The 17,377-nt window shown below is 47.0% G+C and carries 15 protein-coding genes; 14 read left to right on the top strand and 1 reads right to left on the bottom strand.

What is annotated here, in order from left to right:
• The first annotated feature begins 9 nt into the window (after positions 1-9).
• The 6 genes from DESRU_RS14915 to DESRU_RS14890 all read left to right on the top strand — a co-directional run bounded on the left by DESRU_RS14915 (position 10) and on the right by DESRU_RS14890 (position 7,442).
• Positions 10-5,079 carry an RHS repeat-associated core domain-containing protein gene (locus DESRU_RS14915; protein ID WP_041275450.1) on the top strand — a complete coding sequence of 1,690 codons (5,070 nt, stop codon included), beginning with the start codon at positions 10-12 and terminating at the stop codon, positions 5,077-5,079.
• Entirely contained in the window at positions 5,076-5,261 is a 186-nt protein-coding gene (locus tag DESRU_RS14910) for a hypothetical protein (protein ID WP_013842910.1), read from the top strand. The genes DESRU_RS14915 and DESRU_RS14910 overlap by 4 nt, the downstream gene beginning before the upstream one ends.
• A 485-nt stretch (positions 5,262-5,746) precedes the next feature.
• A complete protein-coding gene (locus DESRU_RS14905; protein WP_041275449.1) occupies positions 5,747-6,112 on the top strand; it encodes a hypothetical protein in 366 nt (121 codons plus the stop codon).
• A gap of 17 nt (positions 6,113-6,129) precedes the next feature.
• The gene (locus DESRU_RS14900) at positions 6,130-6,486 is read left to right on the top strand and encodes a hypothetical protein (protein ID WP_013842909.1); all 357 of its coding nucleotides are present in this window, start codon (positions 6,130-6,132) and stop codon (positions 6,484-6,486) included.
• Positions 6,487-6,586: 100 nt separating this feature from the next.
• Positions 6,587-6,931: a S1 RNA-binding domain-containing protein gene (locus DESRU_RS14895; protein ID WP_013842908.1), complete on the top strand. Its 345-nt coding sequence runs from the start codon at positions 6,587-6,589 to the stop codon at positions 6,929-6,931.
• A 142-nt stretch (positions 6,932-7,073) separates the two neighbouring features.
• On the top strand, positions 7,074-7,442 hold the full coding sequence (locus tag DESRU_RS14890) for a hypothetical protein (RefSeq protein WP_013842907.1): 369 nt from the start codon (positions 7,074-7,076) through the stop codon (positions 7,440-7,442).
• A gap of 73 nt (positions 7,443-7,515) precedes the next feature.
• Here DESRU_RS14890 and DESRU_RS14885 read toward each other — a convergent pair whose 3' ends face one another.
• Positions 7,516-8,844: a YeiH family protein gene (locus tag DESRU_RS14885; protein ID WP_013842906.1), complete on the bottom strand. Its 1,329-nt coding sequence runs from the start codon at positions 8,842-8,844 to the stop codon at positions 7,516-7,518.
• Between the two features lie 597 nt (positions 8,845-9,441).
• Between DESRU_RS14885 and DESRU_RS14880 the strand changes: the two genes are divergently transcribed.
• The 8 genes from DESRU_RS14880 to DESRU_RS14845 all read left to right on the top strand — a co-directional run bounded on the left by DESRU_RS14880 (position 9,442) and on the right by DESRU_RS14845 (position 17,272).
• The gene (locus tag DESRU_RS14880) at positions 9,442-10,221 is read left to right on the top strand and encodes a DUF1614 domain-containing protein (protein ID WP_013842905.1); all 780 of its coding nucleotides are present in this window, start codon (positions 9,442-9,444) and stop codon (positions 10,219-10,221) included.
• A complete protein-coding gene (gene spoIIP / locus DESRU_RS14875) occupies positions 10,211-11,491 on the top strand; it encodes a stage II sporulation protein P (protein WP_013842904.1) in 1,281 nt (426 codons plus the stop codon). Before DESRU_RS14880 ends, spoIIP begins: the two co-directional genes overlap by 11 nt.
• Before the next feature lie 156 nt (positions 11,492-11,647).
• The gene (locus DESRU_RS14870; protein WP_013842903.1) at positions 11,648-12,538 is read left to right on the top strand and encodes a YIEGIA family protein; all 891 of its coding nucleotides are present in this window, start codon (positions 11,648-11,650) and stop codon (positions 12,536-12,538) included.
• Between the two features lie 17 nt (positions 12,539-12,555).
• Positions 12,556-12,738: a capping complex subunit for YIEGIA gene (locus tag DESRU_RS14865; RefSeq protein ID WP_013842902.1), complete on the top strand. Its 183-nt coding sequence runs from the start codon at positions 12,556-12,558 to the stop codon at positions 12,736-12,738.
• A 64-nt stretch (positions 12,739-12,802) separates the two neighbouring features.
• Positions 12,803-14,116 carry a DUF512 domain-containing protein gene (locus DESRU_RS14860; RefSeq protein WP_013842901.1) on the top strand — a complete coding sequence of 438 codons (1,314 nt, stop codon included), beginning with the start codon at positions 12,803-12,805 and terminating at the stop codon, positions 14,114-14,116.
• 108 nt (positions 14,117-14,224) lie between these two features.
• The gene (der, locus tag DESRU_RS14855) at positions 14,225-15,547 is read left to right on the top strand and encodes a ribosome biogenesis GTPase Der (RefSeq protein WP_013842900.1); all 1,323 of its coding nucleotides are present in this window, start codon (positions 14,225-14,227) and stop codon (positions 15,545-15,547) included.
• A gap of 56 nt (positions 15,548-15,603) precedes the next feature.
• Entirely contained in the window at positions 15,604-16,197 is a 594-nt protein-coding gene (gene plsY / locus DESRU_RS14850; RefSeq protein ID WP_013842899.1) for a glycerol-3-phosphate 1-O-acyltransferase PlsY, read from the top strand.
• Positions 16,198-16,213: 16 nt separating this feature from the next.
• Positions 16,214-17,272 carry an NAD(P)H-dependent glycerol-3-phosphate dehydrogenase gene (locus tag DESRU_RS14845; RefSeq protein ID WP_013842898.1) on the top strand — a complete coding sequence of 353 codons (1,059 nt, stop codon included), beginning with the start codon at positions 16,214-16,216 and terminating at the stop codon, positions 17,270-17,272.
• Positions 17,273-17,377: the final 105 nt, after the last annotated feature.

Here is a 17,377-nt window from a genome sequence, read left to right as displayed (position 1 = left end):
CGTGGAGTGATGAATAAACTGTTAAAAGGTATAAAAACGGTATTTTTTAGCCTTCTCATTGTAATTTTAATCAGCCAAACGGCTTATGCCAGTGTAAATATACAGCAATTAGAAGGGGTTATTAATGGACTGGTAACACCTCAGCAGGTAAATGAAGTAAAAAAACCCCAGCTTAACGACAGGAACAACACAACTGAGCTGGTGGATCCTATGACAGGGTCACTAACTCTGAAACAAACGGATGTAACCTTGCCCGGAAAAGACGGGTTGGATCTTTCTATTGCCAGGATCTATAATTCTTCCCAGGCAGAGATTGGAACCAAACGGGTCAAAGTGACTTCTTCATCCGAGTCGTGGACAGAGTCTTACTCGGCCTATTATGCAGATATTACCACCTATGACAAAATTAATAAAAGATGGGGAACCAAGACGGTTGGACCTTATTCCACCTCCTCACAGGCTGTTTCTGTAGCAGAATCATATTTAAACGATACATCCAATCCCAATATCTATTATTATAGTTACAGAATTTACTATAACAGCCAGGTTATCTACTATGAAAGCTACACGGTTACAACTCAAAACTATCCGGATAAATACAATTATCTAAGATCCAGATACGATATCGGTAATGGCTGGTCCCTGGCCTTCCCATCCGTACAAATTGAAGAAAACAACGGGTCGAAAGAGCTATTCTTTCATGATGGAACAGGAGCGACCTACCGTGTAAGAATGACTCCGGACACAACAGACAGCAACCTGGAAAATTATCAGGGAAAAGATGTTCAATTTCTCCAGGACAATGCCTCATACAGTAACGGTCAAGTGTCCTCTCAATATGTATTTGTTAATTCAGACCAGCGAAAAACCTATTTCGCTGCGGATGGGAGAATCATTGGGGTTAAAGACCGGTTTGGTAATCAAATTAAATTTACCCATATTAACCGTTCGATCCATGGCGTGAATTACCCGTTTATATCACAGATTGTTGATAGTATTGGCAGAACCATAGATTTTACCTATGAGAACACCATTAATACCAGCGAATCGGAAAATATCTTTATCAAAGTAAATGATCCCGCTAAGAGTAAAAATCTATCTATTAAATATAATAAACAAAGAATTGTAGTTAACCGAGTGGATACCGGACAAACATGGTATGATGTGCGTCTCTACAGCGTCACAGACCCTGAAGGATTTGAAACGAAATACAATTATGACTTCCCTGAGACAAAATTTATGTATACCACCAAAAATCTGTCTTCATCCCAGGCTTATACCACTTTGGCCTGGTTGAAAGATGTATGGTATCCCCATTCAAAAAGTACCTATAACTATGAAGGTCCTGTTTTACGGAACCTGGGACCCGATGGCGCCTATCAAGGATATCGGGTGAAATCACGTTACGACCAGGAACGGAGGTATGACCCCAATACCGGTCAGGCATCTACCAGCGGGGACCTTAATCACATTGATTACCAGTATGTAAACGACTATACCGGATATCCCACTTATCCCTGGGATGAAGCACTGCCGGAAAGTTATCAGTTTAGCTCAGAAGCCACCGCCGCCGGGACGAGCTTAAAATCCAAGGCCGTTTTTAACGGTGCCAAACAGAAACTACGAACAGAAACAACGGCTAGCAACGGAGAAAAGAAAATCATTTCTCATTTAGCCTATGATGCAAACTATAAATTCAAACCAACCAGAACGGAAATTGCCGAATACTCCAGCGGCGGCACTTCCAATAAGCTTTATATCGACCAGACCTATAATGATTGGGGAGGATTAAGCAGCGAAACCCAACCTTTAACCCAAGAGCAATTGAATAATCCTTCCATTAAAGCATTATACACCACGACCTATCAATACCATCCCACTTATAAATTTCTTACTGAAAGAAAATGGTATCAAAATACTTCAACCTTACGAACCGAAACAACAATCTTTAATGATCTGGGAAGAATTCTGACTGCGACCAATCCCAACGGTGAAACCACCAATTATGCCTACAGCAATACCTCCGAGGGAGATCAAGTCACAATTACCAAGAGTCTGGAAAACGGTAAAACCGCTAGAACCATAATGATTTATGGAACTGAAGCCAAATTGGCCTTCCCGACTATAATTAAGGAATTTTATACCGACGCCGGTGGCAGCAGCAAAGAAACAAAGACTACCAGAACCTATAATTTATTACTTGGATTGCCTCAAACGGAAACAGACAATGACGGTAAAACCACAACCTACACCTACGATAATCTTGCCCGGGTAACATCCATAAAACTTCCCAACTACAGCACGGTTGATTCAAATTCCGATAAGAAGACATACGAAGTAGAACAGAAATTTGAATATGATTATGCTACTTCTGCTTTCTTTGACGCAACCAACAAAAATCTTATCGGTACCGGAATCACCTCCTATACTCTCTACAAAGATCTTGCCACCGGAACAACCAACAAGTATGATGAACTTGAGACTTTCTATGACGGCTTTGGCAACCTGCGCCTGCAGGATTTGTGGGATTATCAAAGGGGCGCCTGGGTGATACAAAGCCAGTACCACTATGACGATCTGACCCGTCCCAACTATGTTGTGGATGCCGAAGGAAACAGCAGCACCTATGCCTATAACCCCTGGGGTGGACTATATAGAACGGTTGATCCCCTGGGCAATGTCTATCAAACGGATTATGAACTGATTCCCAGAAAACAAACCAGCTACTTTATGGCTAATGGCACCACTACCAAGCAGAATGTAGTGGAAACCTACCTGGATCAATGGGGACAAGTAATCCAAAAGAAAGCCTTCCCATCCTGGCCCAATACCGTCGGTGCCATTTCGGAAAACTATACTTACGATATTGCCGGCAATATTCTGACCCATACCGACCCGAATAATGGTACCACCACTTATTCCTATGATAAGCTGGACCGGTTGCAGCAAATTAGAGATCCGTTAAATCAAGTTACCGAATATGGATATACCGCCCTGGGCGAACTGAGAACCATTAAACAAACCGATGGGACAAAAAGCTGGGTAACCTCCAGGGAATACGATGAATTGGCACGGCTAACCAAGAAGATCGCTCCCTCTTCGGCAGCAGAGCCTTTCGCGTACAATGCGCTAGGGTTGCTGGAGCAAAGAAAGGATTTAAACCAAAATACCTTCCACTACACCTACGATGCCCATTGGCGGGAAATAACCAAAAACGGCCCGACTTCATCCTTTGCCTATACCTATTACAATCCGCTGGGCGTATCCTGGATTGAACAGTTGAGCAATTCCCAGCTAGTCCGTCTGCAGGGATTTAACTACAATCCAAAGGGACAAATAGATTATTCCGTTCTTTACAATGAAGTGTATGAACACAAAACCTATTTTTCCTATGATAAAGTAGGGAACCTGACCGGCGTACAAGACCCGTTCTCCCATACGACACTCTATGGATACAACAAGAACCGCTTAACCAGGGTACAAACCAACGGCAGCGCCTCCAGCAACACATCGGACGAAGTCAATGCAAAATATGAATATTATCCCAACGGAATGTTAAAATCTGTCACCTATCCGAAACTAAAGGACGGCAGCTACCTAAAAACCAGTTACGAATACAATGATCTTAACCGACTAACCAAATTGACCAGCACCAAAGGGGCTCAGACTCTTTCCCAGTACGCCTACTCCTATGATAATAACGGCAATATTACCGGCATTACCGATGCTTTGGGAACGACAACTTACATCTATGACAAGTTGGACCGCTTAATAGAGATTCAACGGCCGGATGGAAAGATCACCCAATATGCCTATGATGTCCGAGGCAATCGCAGTACCGTTAAAAACGACACCTGGTCCATCAACCTGGAAAACACTGACTATGCCTACAACGAATGGGATCAGTTGACTAGTGTGCAGACCGGAACCAACGCAGCCGCCTTCCAATATGGACCCACCGGTCTGAGAACCAAAAAAGTGACGCCTACAGAAACCACACGTTACCACTACAACAACCAAGGTGAAGTTATTGCCGAATCCGACGCATCCAATACCCTGACGGCCAACTACGTTTGGGGACCGGACCGTGTACTGGTGAAAAAGGAACCCAATGGAAAAGAATACTATTACCTTTATAACGGCCACGGCGATGTCAGCCAGATCATAGACTCCGACGGGAATATTGTCAACGAATACCGTTATGATGAATGGGGGAATATCCTAAGCCAAACTGAACAAGTAAAGAACCCGTTCAAATATGCGGGGGAAATCTATGATGCGGAAACCGGTTTGTACTACCTGAGGGCTCGCTACTATGACCCCAGCATTGGGCGGTTTATCAACAAGGACAGCTATGAGGGCGATATCGTTAATCCTTTAACCTTTAACCTCTATGCTTACTGTGCCAATAACCCCCTCCTTTATATCGACCCAAGCGGTCATAAATATGTATATAATCGATTTGGAGAGATCATTGGAACCAACGTCGGAGATGATTACACCGACTACAGCCAAGCAGCAACCAATACCTCGGGCGGTGGAGACCGGGTTTACAAACCATGGAATGGGGGGACTGGGTCAAGCGGGACAGGAAGTGTTAACTCATCATCTTCTGTTACGAAGTCCAGCTCAGATATTTCGAGATACAGCTCTGGAAAGGTGGCTGCTACATTAATTGGTCCTTTACCCGATGCAAAACCGGAACTTCTATTACTATTTCCTGGAGGGAACTTTGCTAATCTTATTAAGGGGGCGGGTTCTGCCGCTAATACTGTGGCTAACTTAGGAAAGTCTTATGGTAAATTTGGAACTGTCGTTAAAAATCCTGGTATTAAGATAACTGACTTCTCAACACATGGAGTTAACCAAGCTATAACACGTGGTGTTACTACAAACATAATTAAAAGGACTATAGATAATCCAACTGTTGTATTATCTCAGCGTGGTGGAAATGCTTTCGCATACGTTTCACGTGATGCAGTTGTTGTCGTTGATAAAGCTGGAAAAATTATTACAACATATGGTAAAAATCACTTTGATACAATAGTCAATCAAGTATTAAAGGAGGCAATGAAATGACAGAAAAATATTTCTGCCCCTTATTGAATAAAGAGATTGAAGAAGGAAAATGTGTAGAAATTAACTATGAGTTAATTAAGGCTAAAAAAGAGGAGTATTTAATCGAAATTAAAAAAATACTTAGAAAATCAAATAACGAAATTGAAAAGATATGTGAAGCTTGTGTAAATTATCCTTTATAAAATATAGAAAAGGACGTTCCTTTTCTGAAGTGACCCCAAAAAGTTAGACAATATTTTTAATTAAGCAGCTGGCAGGGCTTGCTGTCTGTGAAGCGCAGGCGGTAAGCCCTTAAGCTTTGCCTTGCTGCGGTGGTTATTGGAGGGGGATATGTCAATCCTTTATCCTTTAACCTCTATGCCTATTGTGCCAATAACCCTCTTCTTTATATCGACCCAAGCGGTCATAAATATATAATCGATTTGGAGAGATCATTGGGACCAACGTAGGGGATGATTACACCGATTACAGCCAGGCAGCAACCAATACCTCGGGCGGTGGAGACAGGGTCTACAAACCATGGAATGGGGGGACTGGGTCAAGCGGGACAGGAAGTGTTAACTCATCATCTTCTGTTACGAAGTCCAGCTCAGATATTTCGAGATACAGCTCTGGAAAACTGGCTGCTACATTAATTGGTCCTCCACCCGATGCGGAACCAGAACTGTTGTTACTGTTTCCCGCAGGGAGCATTAATAATATCGTTTCAAAAATATTGGGGAAAGGGGCAAGTAAACTTGCAACAAGCGCAAATTATAGGAGCCTATATTTAGAAAAGTTCCCAGGTTTACCAAAAGGATGGCAGGTACATCATACTTTGCCACAAAAGTATCAGGCCATTATGAGCAAAGCAGGGATCAATATACATGAGGTTACTTATCTAAAGGGAGTAGACCCTAAGATACACTCCAAAATAACAAACGAGTGGGCTAAATGGGAAAAAGGTTTAGGGAGAACCCCAACAGCTAAGGAGATTCAAAACTTTGCAAAAAATATAAACGAAAGATATGGGCAGTATTGGTTCAAAGAATAAAGGAAGGTGAATAGTTAGTGTATAAAAGACAGCTATTGCTGGAACAATTAAAAACCATCAAAGACTATTGGGTTTATACAGGTAGAGATAGTCTTGAAAAAAATTCTGACCTTATCTGGTCAGACGTAGAAGAACAATACCGTATTTTACAAGAAAGAATTAGTTCTAGGGAAGAGAAGGATGCTTTTATGGTTGTGCTAGATGAGCTTATCAAAGGAACTATTCACTCTATCTTGGTTATGATAGATGGTGGTGATGATCTTGCTAACAAATTTACTATTGATTTAGTGGATCAAGAGACAAAAGAATCATTAAAAGGCAGAACCGCCCTTCACGAAGAATTTTACAGTTATTTGATAAATGTAGAAGAATAAACCATTTCGGATGAGACTATCTTATTTAAAAACAGGTTGAAACTCTCGAAGCCCTCTTATGGTAGAATAATTAAAATAATTACTGTAAGAGGGCTTTTTTATGCGTAACGGTGACAAAGGGGCGGTCATAGTTGGCGCCTTTGTTCAATTGGAGCCGGGGGTTGAGGGACTGGTTCACATTTCTCACCTGGCGGACCGTCATGTGGCTAAGCCCGATGAGGTGGTCCGCGAAGGCGAAGAGGTTAATGTGAAGGTCCTCAGTGTGGATCCTGTGGAAAAACGCATCCGTCTTTCCATTCGCGAGGTGAACAGTGAAGGCCGCCCGGCCCGGGAGCCCCGCCAGAACAAGCAGGAAACAGCACCGGTTGTTGAAGAGAACAAAGAAGAAAACGGACCCACCCTGGGAGATGTCTTTGGCGACATGTTTAAACAGGAAGAAAAATAAAACTTTAATAAAGAAGCCGGCAGCCGGAAACGGCAGCCGGCTTCTTTTACTTCGCTTATTTAGAAATAGGTCCTAAAACAAATAAAAAGCCCTTAAAAGGGTGTATAATTAAAAAAGAACATTCAACAAAGGGAGATTTGCCGTGCATAAGGATAACATCACCTGCATCCAATTGGTTCGTTTCTTTTTTGACTTTTACGAAAAAAGGGAATGGAAACCCGGGGAAAAGCCGCCCCTTAAGGCTGTGGCCGGAGCAAAGGAAGTGACGCCGGAGGCCCTGCGCAATCTGGGTGAGTTTTTAGCTTCCCGGCTGGACCGCATTGCGGCCATGATGGAGATATTGACAACAGCCCATAGTGACTGGGCCGTTACGGGTAAAAAGGATCAGGTTATTATGGAAACCGAATCCCTGGATTTCAATGAGGCCATTGCTTTGTTAAAGGAAAAGGGCTTTCGGGATGATGAATATGTGTTAAAGGTTGAATACAACCGTAAATGGGGTATGCTTTAAACCGTTATAAACAACGTTATACTTTATAAACACAGACCCCCCGGGGATAACTCCCCGGGGGGTCTGTGTTTCGTTATTGTACAGACATCCAATAGCTGCCAAAAACCAGTACGGATAAGATGTAACCCAAAGGCACGTTAATCAGTACACCGGTGGTAAAGGCGGCAAAGGGTCTCCAGCCAACGGCGGTCAGCTCTCTGAAGCGGGTGGTGAGGCCGATGGCGAAGAAACAGAAGATAAAGGCCCAGGTTCGCAAGGTCTTCAAGGGTTTAATAACGCTGTCGGTAATGGCCTTGGCGCTATCGGCATCCACGGAGGTAATAACCAGCGTTACCAAAGCGGAGGCGATAAAGAAGCCAATCACAAACTTGGGGAACCGATACCAAATTTCTTTGGCATCCGGCTTGGTTCCGTCTTCGCGCTTTTCCCATTTAGTAATGGAGATCAGGGCCAGGATAAAACACCAGATACCCACAAACATATCCCGGCCAACCACCTTCATTAAAGTAAAGGTTGCAATAGCCTGTTCGTTGATGGCAGCCGCCGCAGCAATGCCCGCCGCATCGGCAAACTCCGAAGTTCCGATCCAGGCTCCGGCGGGCCCGGAGGGAATGTCAAAGATTTTAATGAGAATCGGCAGTGAATAAATCATAATAATAGCCCAAACAACCACCAGGGAAATGGAAACCGACACGTGCTGCTTTTCCGCTTTAACAGCACCTCCAATGGCGATGGAAGCCGATACGCCGCAAATGGAGCCGCCGGCGCCCAGAGTAGCCGCAAATCGCCGGTCCAGGCCAAAGAGGCGGGTGCCGGCCCAATAGATGGTCAGGAAGGTGGTTACCGCAATCAGGGTTGCTTGTCCAAAGGCCAAGGGACCGGCTTGAACAATTAAGGTAAAGGGGAGGGTGGCGCCCAACAATACAATACCCACTTTTACATAGAATTCTGTTCGCAAGGCGGCCTCCAGCCATCTGGGAATGGGCAGGGTATTGCTGATGATCATTCCTACGCCCAGGGCCACCAGAGGTGCTTCCAAATTGTATTTCACCGCCATGTCCCAGGCGCCAAAAACAGAAATAATGACGCTCATAACAAAGACAAAGGTAAAGCCCGGAATAAACTGATTTAATGGATGGCCTAAAATTTTAACGGCTAAAGAAAAAATCGCCAGGAATACCAGAAATAACAGCACGTAAGAGCCGAATTTTTCACCCAGGTGTGCTAAAACAGTACTAAATTCCGACCATTCCGGAACACTCACGGCAATGGTTTTAATGGAATTGCCTGCAGACCATAGTAGAATGGCAATAATTACAAGCCCAAGTCCCAGCCACACAGCCCACCAATCTTCCTTTTTATATAGGTCGGACCACCCACCGCTGGGTTTTGTGTCAGCCATTTTTTACTCCTCCTTTTATTCTGTCAGAGGGTACGGTCTTTACAGAAGAGTACCACAGAGACAAGAAAAAATCTGATCTTGTGGCAAGCTTGTCACTTTTCCGTTGCAACTTAAGTAAAACACCCGGGGTAATAAAATTTGTTTCGAATTCGAAACTGCTAGCGATTATAGTTATAGCACTGGCTTTGAAGTTTATTTGTCGTTTGAATGACAAATAAATTATCATTGAAATGACAAATTTTTTGCTCAAATGGTTGTTAATATCGGATATTTAGAGAATAGAAGGTATTTTGAGTGATTTTGAAAAAATAATTTTAGCACTGCAAGGATTCATTTTGACACAAAGAGTTCAATTTTTTAATAATTCAAAATTTTGATAAAAACCATTGAAGATCACTTCTTCTTGAGAAATTTATATGGAAAGCCCGAGGATGGAAATTAATCTATCCTCGGGTTTTTCAGGTCCCTGAAAAAACGATTTTTGTTTAATTGATCGCCGCTTGGTAAATCTCTCCGGCCGGTTCTATCCCTAACTGCATAATTTAACTACCCGGGGGAAATCTATCTTAGGAAATAATTTTAAGAGGAGGTAAGGGGATGGACGGTTTTCCTATAGGACTTATTGTCTTGATTGTTGTTTCTTTGCTGGTTTTCTTCGGATTTGCCCAAAGGGCTTTGGACCGTATGCGGTTGTCCGATAAAGGAACCCTGGCGGTGATCCTGGCTTTGATTGTGGGGAGCTTCATTAATATTCCCATTCCCGGCACACCGGTGCCTCTGGAGATTAATGTGGGTGGCGCCTTGGTGCCGGTGGTGTTGGTGGTCTACCTTTTGGTCAAGGCAGGTACCGGCAAGGAAGTTAGCAGAGCACTCATTGCTTCTGCTTTAACAGGAATTGCCATCTGGTTTATCGGTTCCCGGATGATGACCGGATTGCCCGAACCCGCCGGCCACTTTGGTTTTATTGATGTCATTTATGTTTATCCCATCGTAGCGGCGGTCATTGCCTATGCCGTAGGGCGTTCCCGGAGAAGCGCCTTTATCGGGGCTACGCTGGGCGTGATACTGGCAGATGTGGCCAATTACTTTTATTATGTACAAAACAATGCCACCAATGTCACCAAGAGCATTGGCGGTGCCGGGGCCTTTGATTCCATTGTTATCTCAGGAATACTGGCGATCCTGCTGGCAGACATCATCGGTGAGGCCAGAGAAAGGTTGCAGGGCGGCCCAAGCTCCGAAGGGAAGCCGGATGCTCTTGTGGCCGGACTAAGGAAACCGGGTTTCAAGCAAAAGGAACGGGACGAAAAGAAAGCGGATGGCTGGGAAGACCGTAAAGATAAGGCACGGGAGGAGGGAGACCGTAGTGAGATCTAAAATATTTATTTTTACTTTGGGTATCGGCATGATGATGATGGGTCTGGGAGTGATCAATTATCTGACTGCCGGATCCGCTGTTGCGCCGGCCTGGAACGAGGCTGCGGTGGTATCTCAGGAAGATGTGGACCATGTGGTTGGCACCGCTGTAAAAATTGCGGATGAGAAAGGAAACGTGATTAGTCAGGTATGCCGGGGGGTGGTTGCCGGGGATGAAATTATTAATTCCGAAGGAAACCATTATCGCATAACCAGGGTGGACAAAGATAAAGCCTTTGCCAAGTCCCTGGGTGTGGATAAGGATTTCCTGGCCTGGAATGACTTCTTGACCGACGACCGTTTGGCCATGGCGGCTGCCACACGCAAGCAGGGGACGGTGGGCGTTTACCATACCCACACCGATGAAGCTTATGTTCCCACCGACGGTACGGAAAGTGTTCCCTTTAAAGGAGGCATCTATGATGTGGGCAAAACCCTGGTGCAGAGGCTGAGGGAGAAAAACGGCACCGAGGTTGCTTATGACAAGACACCCCACGATCCCCACGACAATGCCGCTTACCAGAGATCCCGCCGTACGGCTATGAATTTGCTGAAGCAAAACCCCATGGCCCTCATTGATGTACACCGGGACGGCATTCCTGATCCGGATTACTACCGGGCCAATGTTTCCAATGAAGACGTAAGCAAACTACGAATTGTAGTGGGGCGGCAAAATCCCAATATGCAGGCAAACCTTGATTTCGCCAGAAAAATGATGGCCTACGCCAATAAGGTTCATCCCAAAATTGTGAAGGAAATTTTTATGGCTAAGGGCAACTACAATCAGGACCTGATGCCCACCGCCATCTTGATTGAAGCAGGAACCCACACCAATACCAAAGAGGAGGCCGAAAGGGGTGTAGCCCTTTTTGCCGATGCGGTTCCCGCAGTGCTGGGGATACAGGGAGGACCCACCGCCCCTACCGGCCAGGGACCCACTGTAACCCCTGGTGGAGGGGCGACCGGTTCCGGAGCATGGAAGGCCGTGGGTTGGATTGTGGGTCTGTCACTGCTGCTGGGAGGAGGGTTTATGCTGATGAGTTCCGGAAGCTTAAAGGGACTTCGCGAGGGACTGGCGGGTTTTGGCAAGGAGTTTACCAATTACCTGGGTCCTATTAAAAAACGGCTGGTACGGAAGCCATTGCCCGGGAAAGGCAGAGCCGGGAAAAAATCCACTGAGGAGGCCAATCAGGCCGCTATTGACCACAGGAATGATGTTACCGAGGATTAAAGGACCAAGAACCTGGCTTCCGTCAGCCTTATCATACCGGCGGAAGCCATGGTTTCCTTTACCGGCTTATTCTAATCATTTTTGGACGGTAAGATAAAAACTGCCGCCTTCCCAGGGAGGCGGCAGTTTTTATCCCCTTATTAAGGAGGCAGAAGGATGGACTCATACCCCTCTGTTATGGTTGTGGCAATTGCTGCGGGCATTATTACCCGGCTGGCTCTGCTGCGGGTGGACTACCGGCAGTTTCCCGGCTATCCCCATGGCTTTGTGACCCATCTTTCCCTGGGTTTTATTGCGGCGGCCCTGGGGAGCATTGCCGTTCCGGCCCTGGTTAAACCGGATTACGCCGCCTTCACCTTTCTGGCCCTGGCCGCCCAGCAGTTCCGGGAGATTCGCAATATGGAAAGACAAACCCTGGAGAGCCTGGAAGAAAGCGAGCTGGTTCAACGAGGAAAGGATTACATTGAAGGAATTGCCCGCACCTTTGAGGCCAGAAACTATTTAGTAATGGGAACTTCCTTCGCCACCGCTTTAATAACGCAGTATCTTGGTCTTTGGGCCGGGATCATCGGGGGCTTTTTGCTGATTCTAATCAGCCTGCTTCTGAAAACCGGAGATAACATCGGGAATATTTGTGAAGTGGTTCCAGCCAGACTCTATTTTAAGGGAACCATTTTATACGTTGAAGAGATCAGCATTATGTCCGTCGGTTTAAAAGAGAGGCGGGAGAAAATTGTTAAGGAAGGGCTGGGGGTCTTAATAAAGCCTAAAAATGATGACGCCCGGGCTACGATTCACGATATGGGGCAACGGTTGGCCATCGCCCATACATCGGCCACCATTCTTGGCACTAAAAAGGATATTGATCTGCCGGAGTTTACCCCCATGCTAAGAAAGGATCCGGATACCGGACAGGTAGGCTTTTATATAATACCCAACGAGCCGGACATGAAGGCTTTAATTGAGGCGGTTAAGCGAACTCCGGTTTTGGAAAGCGCCTCATCCAGGCCCCTGAAATCCAAGCCGGGCCGTTATGCATCCGATTAAAGAGAGGTGACGCAGGAATGGGCAAAGCTACCATTGCAGCGGCAGTTACCATTGCGCCCGATTTTGTGAGCGGCGATGTGCCGATTATGATCGCCAGGGATGAAGAGGAGCGGGAAAAATTAGCCAGTCACCTGGCCAATATTTTAAAGGCCACGGTCCACGACTTGGAAAACGGCACCTACCTGATCGTCCAGCACTAATTTCTTGACGAAAGGTTGGCAGATGGTGGATAATTGATGAAGTACAGCCATAGGGAGACAAAAAATGAAAGACCCAAAAGGATTATCCATTGATGCCGTTGAACCCCAAAGCATTGCCGAAGAACTGGGAATTCAACCGGGGGACAAGCTCCTGACCATTAACGACCAACCGGTCCGGGATGTTTTGGACTACCGTTTTTTAAGTTTTGCTGAAGAAATATTGGTTAAGATTATTACCCGCCAGGGTGAAGTATGGGAGTTTGAAATCGAGAAAGACGCTGAGGAAGGTCTGGGGTTAGATTTTGGCGAGAACTCCTTTGGACCTACCCGGCGCTGTCATAATCGCTGCCTCTTTTGCTTTGTGGATCAGATGGCCCCGGCCATGCGTAAGACCTTGTACGTCAAGGACGATGATTATCGTCTTTCTTTTTGGCAGGGGAACTTTGTTTCCCTGACCAATGTGAGGGATCCGGAACTGCAAAGAATCATCCAGCAGAAATTAAGCCCTCTCTATATATCGGTTCATACCACCAACCCGGAACTGCGCTGCCGGATGCTGAACAACCGGCATGCCGGTAAAATTATGGAGCAGCTTCAGCAGTTGGCCCAGGCGGGGATTACCATGCATACCCAGATGGTATTGTGTCCGGGGATCAATGACGGCCAAGAACTGGAAAGGAGCATCCGGGATCTGTCGGGCCTCTGGCCCCAGGTGCATTCCCTGGCGGCTGTGCCGGTGGGGGTAACCAAATACCGGGACGGACTGTTTCATCTGAGACCTTTCAGCCCGAAAGAGGCCGGGGACGTGGTGGCCATCATTGAAAATTACCAGCGCCGGTTTATGGAGCGGTGGGATTACCCCTTTGTTTATGCTTCCGATGAATTTTACCTGTTGGCAGGGAAACCCATTCCCCTTGCCGAAAGGTATGCTGATTTCCCACAAACGGAAAACGGAGTGGGTTTGTCCAGACTGTTTTTGGATGAATGGGATGCCCTTGAGCCGGAACTTCCCTCAAGGATGGAACCCTCCCGGAGCATCACCATGGTCACCGGGGTGTCCGGGTCCTTGATTATGAAGCCGGTGGTTGAGCGGTTAAACCGGATTCAGGGCTTGCAGATCAGTTTGGAAGTGATTGCCAATTCCTTTTTTGGACAAACCGTAACGGTGACCGGCCTCTTAACCGGGCAGGATATCATTAAGGCTTTAAAGGGAAAAGAGCTGGGGGATCTTTTAATTTTGCCCTCGGTGATGCTGCGCCAGGGAGAAGAAGTATTTCTGGACGACTTTACGGTAACCCAGGTTTCCCAGGAACTGCAGATGCCCATCGAGGTGGTGGAAGGTCCCAGGGAGATGGTGGAAATCCTCTGCCAAGATTAAAGGTGTAAAAAACCGGTGAAACTTTAAGAAAGGCATAGCCTCAAAAGCTTATTTGTCAGGCAACGTAAGTTAACATAATATGAATTTGTAAGAGAAGGGGGAAAACCCTTGCCAAAACCCATTGTAGCTATTGTAGGGAGACCCAATGTAGGGAAATCCAGTTTGTTTAACCGCATTGTAGGAGCCCGTATTGCCATTGTGGAAGATATGCCCGGAGTAACCCGGGACCGCCTGTATCAGGATGCCGAGTGGCAGGGTCGCGAGTTTACCTTGGTGGATACCGGTGGTTTGGATTTTGCTGAAGACGTGATCACGGCACAAATCAGAAAACAAGCTGAGCTGGCCATCAAAGAAGCAGACGCCATCCTTTTCCTGGTGGATGCCAGGGAGGGTTTAACCAGTATTGACCAGGAAGTGGCCGGAGTGCTCCGCAGGACCGATAAGCCGGTGCTGCTGGTAGCTAACAAAGTAGAACAGTTTGATCAGTCCAAAATCTCCTATTTTGATTTTTACCAGTTGGGACTGGGAGACCCCATTCCTGTTTCCGCTGCCGAGGGTTTAAATACCGGAGATCTGCTGGATCAACTGATAACCCTGCTGCCCCAGCCCGACGAAGATCCTTACCCGCCGGACACCATACGCATTGCTGTGATTGGCCGGCCCAACGTAGGTAAGTCCTCCCTGGTAAACGCCATTTTAGGCGAGGAGCGAGTGATCGTGAGCAGTATACCCGGAACCACCCGGGATGCCATTGACACGCCCTTTGAACGCGGCGGCAAGAATTATGTCATCATTGATACCGCGGGAATGAGAAGACGCAAAAAGATTGATTTACCCACCGAAAGATATAGTGTGGTTCGGGCCCTGAGGGCTGTGGACCGCTGCGACGTCACCCTGATGCTCATTGACGCTACCGAAGGTGTGGCGGAACAGGACAAGAAAATTGTAGGCTATGCCCATGAAAAAGGGAAAGCCATTATTCTGGTGGCGAACAAATGGGATCTCATTGAAAAAGATGACAAGACCATGAATAAATTTGAGAGAAAGTTCCGGGAAGAGCTGCCCTTTCTGAGCTACAGCCCCATTCTTTATATCTCGGCCCTTACCGGACAGCGACTGCCGAAGGTGCTGGAGATGGTTGATTTTGTGGTGGAGCAGGCCAGCAAACGGGTGCCCACAGCGGATCTGAACAACCTGATCCGGGAGGCTACCCAGGCCACGCCGCCACCGGCCGATAAGCACCGCCGGTTAAAAATATTTTACGCTACCCAGGGAGGGGTCAAACCTCCGACCTTTATCCTGTTCGTGAATGACCCGGAGCTAATGCACTTTTCTTACCAGCGCTACTTGGAAAACCAGGTTCGCTCCACCTACGGTTTTGAGGGGACCCCTGTGAGATTCTTTCTGCGCAGAAGGGAAGCCAAGGATTAACCCGGTGCGGATGAATTCAATCCGCGCTGCTGTTGAGTTGGAGGAGTTTGTTTACCATGACCACATTGTTCATTGTTTTGGCGGCTTATTTAATTGGTTCCATTCCCTTTGGCTACCTGCTGGCCCGCTTCTGGAAAGGCATTGATATTCGCCAATACGGCAGCGGCAACATTGGGGCAACCAACGTTTGGCGCACACTGGGCAAAGGACCGGGAATGCTGGTACTGCTGCTGGACATGTTAAAGGGTGTGTCGGCGGTACTGCTGGCTAAACAACTGGAAAATGCCGATTTAACTCTTTTGGCTGCGGCACTGGCTGTAATGATGGGGCACAGTTGGCCGGTGTGGCTGGGATTTAAAGGGGGTAAAATTATCGCTACCGGTGCGGGGGCCATGCTGGCCGTCGCTCCCGCTCCCCTTCTCATGAGTTTACTGGTATTTGTGTTGACCCTCGGCCTCTCCCGCTATGTTTCCTTGTCCTCCATCCTGGGGGCGGTTTCCTTACCCTTCTGGATATTTGCTTTCAATTATAATGCTAAGTATTTATTTTTTGCCATAATGGTGGCAGCCTTTGCCGTTTTTAAGCACTGGCCCAATATTAAGAGGCTGGTGACCGGAACGGAATTTAAAATCGGGGGAAAAAAATCCTAATCTTGGAGGGTCGTGAATGTCCAAAATTGCAATGATTGGAGCCGGGAGTTGGGCTACCGCACTGGCTCAGGTATTGGCCCAGAAGGATTATTCCGCCGTTTTATGGGCCCGCAGGCAGGAACTGGCGGATTTAATCAATGATGGCGAAAACAGCCGGTATCTGCCGGGCATTCCTCTTCACGCCAAAGTCACCGCAGATACCGACCTGGAAAGGGTTCTGCAAGGGGCTGAGGCCGTTGTGTTCGGAGTTCCTTCCCATTGCTTCAGAGACTTGCTGAAAAAAGCTCTCCCCTTCCTTCAGCCGGGGGCACAAATCATCAATGTGGCCAAGGGCCTGGAAGAAAGCACCTTGTTGAGACTTTCCCAGGTTTTTGCCCAGGAGGTGGGAGAGGCTGCCCTGGACCGTTATACGGTTCTTTCGGGACCCAGCCATGCAGAAGAAGTGGGACGGAACATACCCACCGCCGTGGTGGCTGCCTCCCGTAATTTGGCCACGGCAGAATATGTGCAGGATCTTTTTATGTCCACAAATTTTCGTATCTATACCAATCCCGATGTAACCGGAGTGGAATTGAGCGGAGCCTTAAAAAATATTATCGCCCTGGGCACCGGTATTGCCGATGGCCTGGAGTATGGAGACAACACCAAGGCGGCCATGATGACCCGGGGATTGGCGGAAATAACCCGTTTAGGCTTCAGTATGGGGGCGGAGCTGCTTACCTTTGCGGGACTTGCCGGAGTAGGGGATTTGATTGTTACCTGCACCAGCATGCACAGCCGCAACCGCAGATGCGGCATTGAAATTGGCCGGGGTAAAACCCTGGAGGAAGCGGTGGAGAGTGTTAAAATGGTGGTTGAGGGCGTCCGGACAACCCGGGTAGCCTGGCAACTGGCCAAACAGCAGGGAGTGGAAATGCCCATTACCGAACAAATTTACCGGGTGTTGTTTGAAAACTGTTCGCCCCGCACCGCGGTGATGCACCTGATGGGCCGGGGCAAGAAACTGGAAATGGAAGAAATTGTATCGGAGAAAATAAGCTGCACCATGGATCAAGGCAGAGAGGAAAAACAATAAGAAAACAGGGCCCAAGGCCCTGTTTTTTATTATTGTTTTTTCTTTTGCCCGGGATTGGCCCAAGGGAGGTCATGATGAGGTGATTTGGAGGGACTATTGGGTTGT

The sequence above is a fragment of the Desulforamulus ruminis DSM 2154 genome (genome assembly GCF_000215085.1).
In the GTDB taxonomy this organism is placed as follows: Bacteria; Bacillota; Desulfotomaculia; order Desulfotomaculales; family Desulfotomaculaceae; genus Desulfotomaculum; species Desulfotomaculum ruminis.
Note: the sequence above shows the minus strand (reverse complement) of the source record. Positions and strands in the feature narration are given on the sequence as shown.